This window comes from Methanothrix sp. (assembly GCF_024518575.1).
In the GTDB taxonomy this organism is placed as follows: Archaea; Halobacteriota; Methanosarcinia; order Methanotrichales; family Methanotrichaceae; genus Methanothrix_B.
On the sequence record NZ_JANIHG010000049.1, the window covers coordinates 1 to 8,012 of the forward strand.

The window sequence follows — 8,012 nt, forward strand, 5'->3', positions numbered from 1 at the left end:
CCCTGCATAGCACTCAGTGCTCTCTGAGCCGGTGCAGCACAACAATTCAGATCATAACTCTAGAATCAATGTGACCCTGCATAGCACTCAGTGCTCTCTGAGCCGGTGCAGCAGCTCAGAGCCGAGCTGGTGCAGGTGGGTGATGGCCCCCTGCATGTCATTCAGTGGTTCGAGCTCGCCAGAAACCCCGCGCGCTCATTCCGAGGATGCTTGTATCTCGAATTCAGAATGTTAAAGATCTTGTGAAGTATATCTGTGTGGTAGATCGTGGTGACCTCGCGCATAGAGCTTTACAGAAGGTACCTCAAGGCCAGCGGCGCGCTGGAGATAGCCAGGCGCCTCTTCGTTATGAACGCATTTGATGGCGTTCTGACGATCATGGGTGTGGTTCTTGGAGCGTACCTCTCTGGCGTCCAGGATTCTGGATTTGTGATAACCGCCGGAGTGGGAGGGAGCATAGCTATGGGCATATCGGGGATGAGCGGCGCATACATGGCGGAGAGGGCTGAAAGGATGAGAGACATCAGGAAGCTGGAATCCGCAATGCTCAGAGATCTCGACGGGACGCACGTTGTCAGGGCATTCAGAACTGCGAGCATCGCGGTCGCGCTCGTCGATGGCCTCAGCCCGGCGATTGCAGCCCTACTCCTGATATCTCCGTTCCTGCTGGTCCCGATGATAAGCATGAGCACAGCAGCAGTGCTCTCGCTTGCTCTCGGCCTGGTCGTGCTCTTCCTTCTCGGGCTCTTCCTGGCCAGGATAAGCGAGGAGGTGGCGCTGATAAGCGGGCTGAAGATGCTGCTTGTCGGCGTTCTGACCATAATAATCGTGCGCCTTGTGGTCTCTCCCAATGTGCTGTGATGGGATGCCCACAAAGCTGTAGTGTAACTCCCAGTGATATCAATAGCCTGTGAACTGACATAACCCGTGAGATCTTGTATCGGGGTGCTGATCTCCGAGAGTATCAATTGCATCCACAAACCTTCCAGCCATCAAAAAGTTCAAAGATGAATGACGTTCAGAAATGAAGGGGATTGACTTGAGTTCCACAGAGAGGATTGCGCTGAAGAGCATGCCAGGCAACGCATACAAGATACTCGCAAAGGACGTACGTTCATATGAGTTTGTAATACCCTATTATGAAAAGGCAGACGTGGGAGAGATCTTCACTGTGGAGGACAGGGATATGCTCTTTCTCGCCCGCGTCGTCAACGTGCAGCACGACTCCAACTACGACGGTAGATGGGATACGACCATCAAAGGCACGGAGCTATACGATGAGGAGCAGGTATTCAACAGGGTCATCGCAGAGCCCCTAGGGTGCATACCCCGCGATTCCATCGGGAGGAGAGGTGCATTCAGAAAGGCGAAGACGATACCAACAAAGTTCTCCAGGGTGAAACGGACCGAGGCAGATGAGCTCGATTTTCTGAAAGATGCGATGGGAGATATCGAGGTCGGCGTTCTCAGAAACGGCAGCAGGGATACTGATGTTAATGTGGCGCTGCACAGCACAGTCATGGACCACCACATGGGCGTCTTTGCGACCACAGGGATGGGCAAGTCAAACTTCATGAAGGTCTTCGCAGCCTCGTGCATGAAGCTCGCCTCCGAGAACAGATCAGAGTTCGGCCTCCTTATAGTCGATCCTCATGGGGAGTACCTTAGAGGTGGTAAGAACGGCAAGGGGCTTCTTCACCTCACCCCGTACCTATCAAGCCTGAAATGCTACTCCACAGAGCCCAGGAATTACGGGCTCCCAGAGGTCAGCGAGCTCACGATCTCCAGAAAGGATATCCTGCCAGAGGACGTCAAGGTGCTGCATGACTGGACCGGTGCGCAGATGGACGCCCTGGAGAGCATCGAGCGGATCTTCGAGGAGGGGTGCTGGATAGATGAGATTCTGGATGAGAAAGGCAGAGAGATGCTGACAGAAAAGGCGAATGTATCAGAGAAGACGGTAGATGTTCTTATAAGAAAGCTGGAGAATATACTTTCGAGAAATAAATATATAAGATCTTCTGGGAAACCATCCAGCATCCCGGGGATAATCGAGGGCATAAAGAGCGGAAAGGTTGTGCTGATAGATATCCCCAACCTGAGCGAGAGCAGCGAGCTCTTCCTCCTCTCCCTGATATCCAGACGGATAATGGAGGAATACAGAAACGAGGAGGAGGGGAGGAAGAAATGCATGATAGTCATCGAGGAGGCGCAGAGGGTATTAGGGAGCGACAGCAGGATCGCGCGCTTCGAGGAGATCGCCAGGGAGGGCAGAAAGTTTGGGGTTGGTCTTTGCGCGATAACCCAGCAGCCGAAGCTGATAGACAGAGAGCTCCTCTCGCAGTTCAACACGATGGTCGTGATGGGGCTCGCAGACAGGAACGACAGGGCGCGCGTGGAGGAGTCTGCGAAGCAGGATCTCTCATCGCTGGATGTTGAGATCCAGACGCTGGAGAAGGGAGAGGCGATCATAAGCACGCTGAACATCCCGTTTCCTATACCTGCCAGGATACACAGGTATGAGGATTACATAGAGCGGCTTCGCCCGAGTGCTCCCGTGAGAAGATCATTCAGGCCGACACCTGACTGAGGGGATACCTTGAGGATAGTCCACATCGCAGACACCCATCTCGGGTTCCAGAGCTTCAGCAGGATGGATGAGAAGGGAAGGAACCTGATGGAGGAGTGCATATACAGAGACTTCAGGCACGCTATCGACAGAATCATAGAGCTGAAGCCGGATGCGGTGGTGCATGCCGGCGACGTCTTCCACCACGTCCGCCCCAGGATAAGACCGCTCTGCATCTTCAAACAGTCTCTGGAGCGCCTCAGTAACGCAGGCATACCTGTGATAATAATAAGCGGAAACCACGATGCCCCCAAGAGCTACTCAGCGCTGAGCCCGTTCTACCTCTACGATGGGATGAAGGATGTTTATATCGCCCACAGATACAGGTACGAGCGCTTCGAGGTCGGTGATCATCTCTTCCACTGCATACCGTTCTGCTTCACCCCGGAGGACTACCTCGAGGAGTTCAGAAAGATAGAGATGTGTGGCTCGGATGTGCTCGTTATGCACGGGCTCGTGGAGGCGCTGCGCGATCAGAGCATGAAACCCGTGGGGGAACACATCGTCAGCGACAGCTTCCTGAAGAGCGATTTCAGCTATATAGCGCTCGGGCATTATCACGATCAGAGGAGGATAGCTCAGAACACCTGGTACAGCGGCTCGATCGAGTACTTCAACTTCAATGAGGCCCCGCAGAGAAAGGGTGCTCTGATGGTGGATCTGAGCACCGGCGGCGTGGAGAGCATCGTGGTGCCGAACGTCGGGATGAAGGTCATAGAGCTGGATTGCTCTGGGAGAACGGCTGAGGAGATACTGGATCTCATCGAGGAGGAGTGTGACGGAGATAAGGACAGGATCGTTCGCATCGATCTCAGGAGGGTCAACAGGGCAGCCTACAGAAGAATGGATCAGAGAAGGCTGAGCAGGCTCGCGGCCTCGATGTTCTGTCTCAAAATAAAACCTGAATACGATGAGACTGCAAGAGCTGAGGAGGTGAAACCGCCGGAGCGTCTAGATCTCGAGTTCATGCGTTTTCTTGAGGGAGAGATGGAGAAGATACCGAATGCGATCCGGCAGGATGTCATGAGATACGGGGCGGAGCTGATCAGAAAGGCGATGGAGAGGAGAGGCACAGAGGGTATGGATGCATCTCAATAGGCTGGTGCTGCGCAACTTCAAGAAGTACAGGCGTGCTGACATAACGTTCCAGGACGGGCTCACAGGCATAATCGGGGGGAACGGGGCGGGCAAGAGCACGATCGTCGAGGCGATAGCCTGGGCGCTCTACGGAAGCAAAGCGTCCACTGTGGAGAGGAAGTTCATAAAGAACGTCAATGCCAGGCCCGAGGAGCCTGTGGAGGTTCATCTTACGCTCTCCATAGGAGAGAAAGAGATCATCATATCAAGGATGATGAAGGGCAAGAGCATGCAGCCAGATGCATCTCTGTGCATCAATGGACTGCAGGTCGCCAAGGGCGTGCGCGAGGTCGATGCTCACCTCTCCAGGCTGATAAAGATAAGCTTCCAGGACTTCATGAGGACCTTCTACGCGAAACAGAAGGATCTTGATAATCTCATAAGAGAGGGGGGAGCCGGGAAGAGGGAGTACCTCCTGAAGCTCCTCGGCCTTGAGGACCTGCGCGAGATCGGGCTCGAGATCACGAAGGAGGATCTGAGGGAGATAGAGAGAAGGATCAATCTGGCCACTGGAGCGCTCTCGGAGCTGGGCGATGTGGAGAAGAGGATCGAGGAGATAAGAGAGAGGGAATCATCGGCCAGGGCAGAATTGAGCAGAAGGGAGAGAGCTCTAAGAGATGCCGAAGTAGAAAAGAAGAATGCCAGAGGGGCGCTGGAGCTGCTTGAGGGGAAGAGGCGGGAGCACGAGAATCTGAGAAGAGAGCTCGAGCACATCCAGGGCTATATCGCGGATAGAGAGAGAACGATCAGAGAGGAGAGCGCAAGGCTCGAGGAGATTGAGAGAAAGAAGAGAGCGCTCGATGAGCTCGCCTCTGATCTGAGGCGTCTGAATGAGATAAGATATAATCTCCGTGAGCTGGAGACTGATAGAGAGAGCCACGAGCGTCTGATCTCGAGCCTTAAGAGCCTCCAGATAGAGAGAAGAGAGGCGCTGCGTTCGCTGGAGGAGATCGAGACCAGGCTCGATGAGCTCTACAGATACCGCACTGAGATGGAGAGCCTCAAGGAGAGGGCAGATCTTTACACGATCACCGTGAGGGAGCTGGAGGAGCTCGAGAGAAAGAGGGAGAAGTTCATCTCGCAAGTCTCCTCCATCGCAGGACTGGATGCAAAGAGAGCTGCGCTTTTGAGCGATTACAGGATGAAAGCCGGCATGGTGAAGGAGCTGCACGAGTCCAGAAGGGCACTTCCAGCCCTCGAGCGCAGGCTGTCTGCCCTGGAATCGCTGAAGAGGGAGCTCGAGGATCTTGAAAGGGCGAGGGAGAAGCATCGCAGACTCGGCGAGCTCATATCTGAGAGGAGATCACACATCGAAAGGCGTGACCAGCTCCTGAAGCGGCTCGACCAGATTCGCAAAAGGATATCCGAGATTGGCGATCTCGCCAAGGAGGAGGAAGAGCTCAGGAGAAAGGAGATCCAGTTAGAGGAGCTCATAGACTCCCTGAATCAAAAGAGGACAGAGATCGAGAGCGCCCGCAACCTCGCAGAATCCAAGATGCTCGAGTCCCAGAAGAGCCTCAAGCGGATCGAGAGCCTCGGGGCGGAGAGCCCATGCCCGACATGCGAGCGCCCCCTGGGCGATCAGTACGCCAGACTCAAGGAAAAGTACATGGATGAGCTCACAAGGCACAGAAGTGAGTTGGAGAGGGCGGGGGATGAGCTCCTCGATTTGAATGCGCGCATCAAAAAGGCGCAGCAGCTGAGGGAGAGGCTGAGGGCATCTAAAGAATCGCTGGGGAGGAGGAGAAGCGCTCTCGCATCGCTTGAGGCTGAGCAGAGAGAGGTCGGGCTCCAGCTCTCGGAGAGCGAGGGAAGGATCTCAAAGCTGGATGGCGAGATCAATGCCATAGGCCAGATCGAGTACGATCCGGAGAGATACGAAGATGTCAAGCGCTCGCTTTCAGGTTATAATGAACTCATAGAGGAGAGGGCAAAGCTCCTCGCCCGGCTCGGAAACCTCCCAGCACTGGAGAGCGATCTAAGGAGAATCAGAGAGAGGGCAGCCGCGCTGGATGATAGGATCCTCGAGCTCTCGAGGAGCATCGTAGATTATGACGAGCGCGCATACCTGCGAGCAAAATCGGTTCTTTCAGACCTCCAGAGCTCCCACGAGAGGTACAGGCTGCTGATTCAGCGAACAGGCGAGATTGAGGGCATCGAGAAGCGGCTTGAGGCTACGAGAACGAGAGTCCGGAAGCTGGATGGCGATATCCTCAAGGTCGAAGAGGAGCTCTCAGAGCTCGGATTCGATCCGGATGAATATAACAGGCTCAGAGCAGAGGCTGCACGGCTTGCTGAGATCGAATCGATCGCGAACAACCTCAGGATCGAGATCGCGGGTGAGGATCTATCAAGGTCGAGAATGCTCGAGGCCGAGGCTGATCTGAGGAGGCTGCACGCAAAATCAGCTGATCTCAGCACACGTCTCGAGAATATAGGTTACACAGATTCAGCCTATGAGAACGCGAAGAGCAAACTCTCTGATGCAGAGGAGATGCTGAGACGCACAAACGAGGAGTACGCCAGGATGCGCGATGAGCTCAGGAGGCTGGAGTGGAACCTCTCAGACCTGAATGAGGATCTGAAGAGGAAGAGGGATCTGGAGAGGGAGATAGATGAGCTCAACAGGAGAGCCCAGGTGATATCCACAGTCAGGGATATGCTGGTGAGATTCATGGATGCGCTCCTGATAAGAGTGAGAGGCGAGATCGCCCGGAATGCGGCCAGGATAATGGAGGAGGTCACCGGCAAGTACAGCATCCTAAAGATAGATGATAATTTCAACATACTCATCGATGACAGGGGCACGGATTATCCGATATGGAGGTTCTCCGGAGGAGAAATAGATATGATCGCCCTCTCTGTGAGAATAGCGATAAGTGAATATCTCATGAGGTCTTCCGGAGAGGAGAGCGGCTACTCATTCATGATACTTGATGAGGTCTTCGGATCGCAGGATATCGAGCACAGAGAAAGAATGATAAACATGCTCAGGAGCCTCGGTGTGAGGTTCCCCCAGCTGTTTGCAATAAGCCACATCAGCGATGTCCAGGGTCAGTTCGACAGCACCATAGTGGTGAGCGAGGACGAAATGGGGAACAGCGTTGTTTATCAGTGAGGACAATTGATCGGCCGTGTCTAACATTACCAAAATCTGGACCCGATTTGGGTTGCGCCAGATATTCGTTGAGGTGGGTGTTAATCAAATTATTTCACGATATTTAAATAAAACATTCAGCTCATGCTAGCTCACAGTGAATAGAGGTGGGACGATGGAGGAGGTCGAGAGGCAGCTCAATCTGATCCTCCTCGAGATCGCCAGCCTGGAGGAAAGGGTATGGGACTGCATCGAGAGGCTACGCGAAAAAGACCGCCTCTCACCGCATCTCGAGGAGTACGTTCGCAGCATCATGAGCGAGCTGTCGTACTGGACCGCGCTGTGCACCACAACCTCTGAGTCGCCACATGTGCTCCTGAGGCGCATGGAGGTGCATCTCACGAGAGCAAGGCGTCTATCGGAGCATCTCGAGCAGCTGAGCGCTGCCTGCATCTGACTGAAAGGCATGCGATGTGGTCGCTGGAAGACCAATTCGCCCGACAGGAGCGCGGGCGGGATACGCGCCTCTTCGAGCATATGGATGAGGGCGTCAGAACGAACCTACAGCGCCACCCTGAGCACTGCAAGATATGAGAGGAGGCCGATGCAGAGGAAAAGGAGATCAACGCTCCTGCCCCGCAGGCCATGCCTCATGAGCGTAAAGCGAGCGCTTATCGTGGTGTGTATGAGAAAGAAGAGCACGAGGACGGGATCCAGGGTTGTATGGATCTGAGCCGCCTGGCGGGGATTCATGATTATGTGATTCTGCCAGGAGTAGCCGGTTACTATGAATATCACCATCAGAACCAAGAGTATCCACGCACAGATCCTGTTGATTCTCACCAGCGCGCTCATAAATCAGTGCATATGAAGGATCGTATTAAAATGTGCTGCTCATATCTGTTAGAGAACACCGCATGCGACAGCAGAGGCGTGCCAAAAAATAAAAACGAGGTCATGCAAATGTGGCTGCTGGAAGACTCTGGGTTGTCAGCAGCTCCGGACTGAAGACCGGAGCTTGTCCCTCGCGCCATACCGGAGAACCGATATGTTCGAAACAGGTCAGCTGACACATGCCTGCAAAGCTTGGCTCTCACGAGCGGCGGCCCCGAAACCGTTGACAGCCTCAAACGCATCCCAACCTCTGGC

General features: G+C 54.2%; 6 protein-coding genes. 5 read left to right on the top strand and 1 reads right to left on the bottom strand.

The annotated features are described in order from the left end of the window. Positions 1 to 270 precede the first annotated feature (270 nt). The 5 genes from NQU42_RS07730 (at position 271) to NQU42_RS07750 (ending at position 7,320) form a co-directional block, all read left to right on the top strand. Complete coding sequence (locus tag NQU42_RS07730) at positions 271 to 861, top strand: VIT1/CCC1 transporter family protein (protein WP_296610412.1); 591 nt, start codon at positions 271 to 273, stop codon at positions 859 to 861. Between the two features lie 178 nt (positions 862 to 1,039). After that, positions 1,040 to 2,590 (top strand): ATP-binding protein, encoded by a 1,551-nt coding sequence (locus NQU42_RS07735; protein WP_296610413.1) that lies wholly within the window; start codon positions 1,040 to 1,042, stop codon positions 2,588 to 2,590. 9 nt (positions 2,591 to 2,599) lie between these two features. Next, positions 2,600 to 3,727: an exonuclease SbcCD subunit D gene (locus NQU42_RS07740; RefSeq protein WP_296610415.1), complete on the top strand. Its 1,128-nt coding sequence runs from the start codon at positions 2,600 to 2,602 to the stop codon at positions 3,725 to 3,727. Further along, a complete protein-coding gene (locus tag NQU42_RS07745) occupies positions 3,714 to 6,884 on the top strand; it encodes an SMC family ATPase (protein WP_296610416.1) in 3,171 nt (1,056 codons plus the stop codon). The genes NQU42_RS07740 and NQU42_RS07745 overlap by 14 nt, the downstream gene beginning before the upstream one ends. Before the next feature lie 154 nt (positions 6,885 to 7,038). Then, positions 7,039 to 7,320 carry a hypothetical protein gene (locus NQU42_RS07750; RefSeq protein WP_296610418.1) on the top strand — a complete coding sequence of 94 codons (282 nt, stop codon included), beginning with the start codon at positions 7,039 to 7,041 and terminating at the stop codon, positions 7,318 to 7,320. Positions 7,321 to 7,424: 104 nt separating this feature from the next. Here NQU42_RS07750 and NQU42_RS07755 read toward each other — a convergent pair whose 3' ends face one another. Beyond that, positions 7,425 to 7,718, bottom strand: a complete 294-nt coding sequence (locus NQU42_RS07755) for a hypothetical protein (protein ID WP_296610419.1) — start codon at positions 7,716 to 7,718, stop codon at positions 7,425 to 7,427. Positions 7,719 to 8,012: the final 294 nt, after the last annotated feature.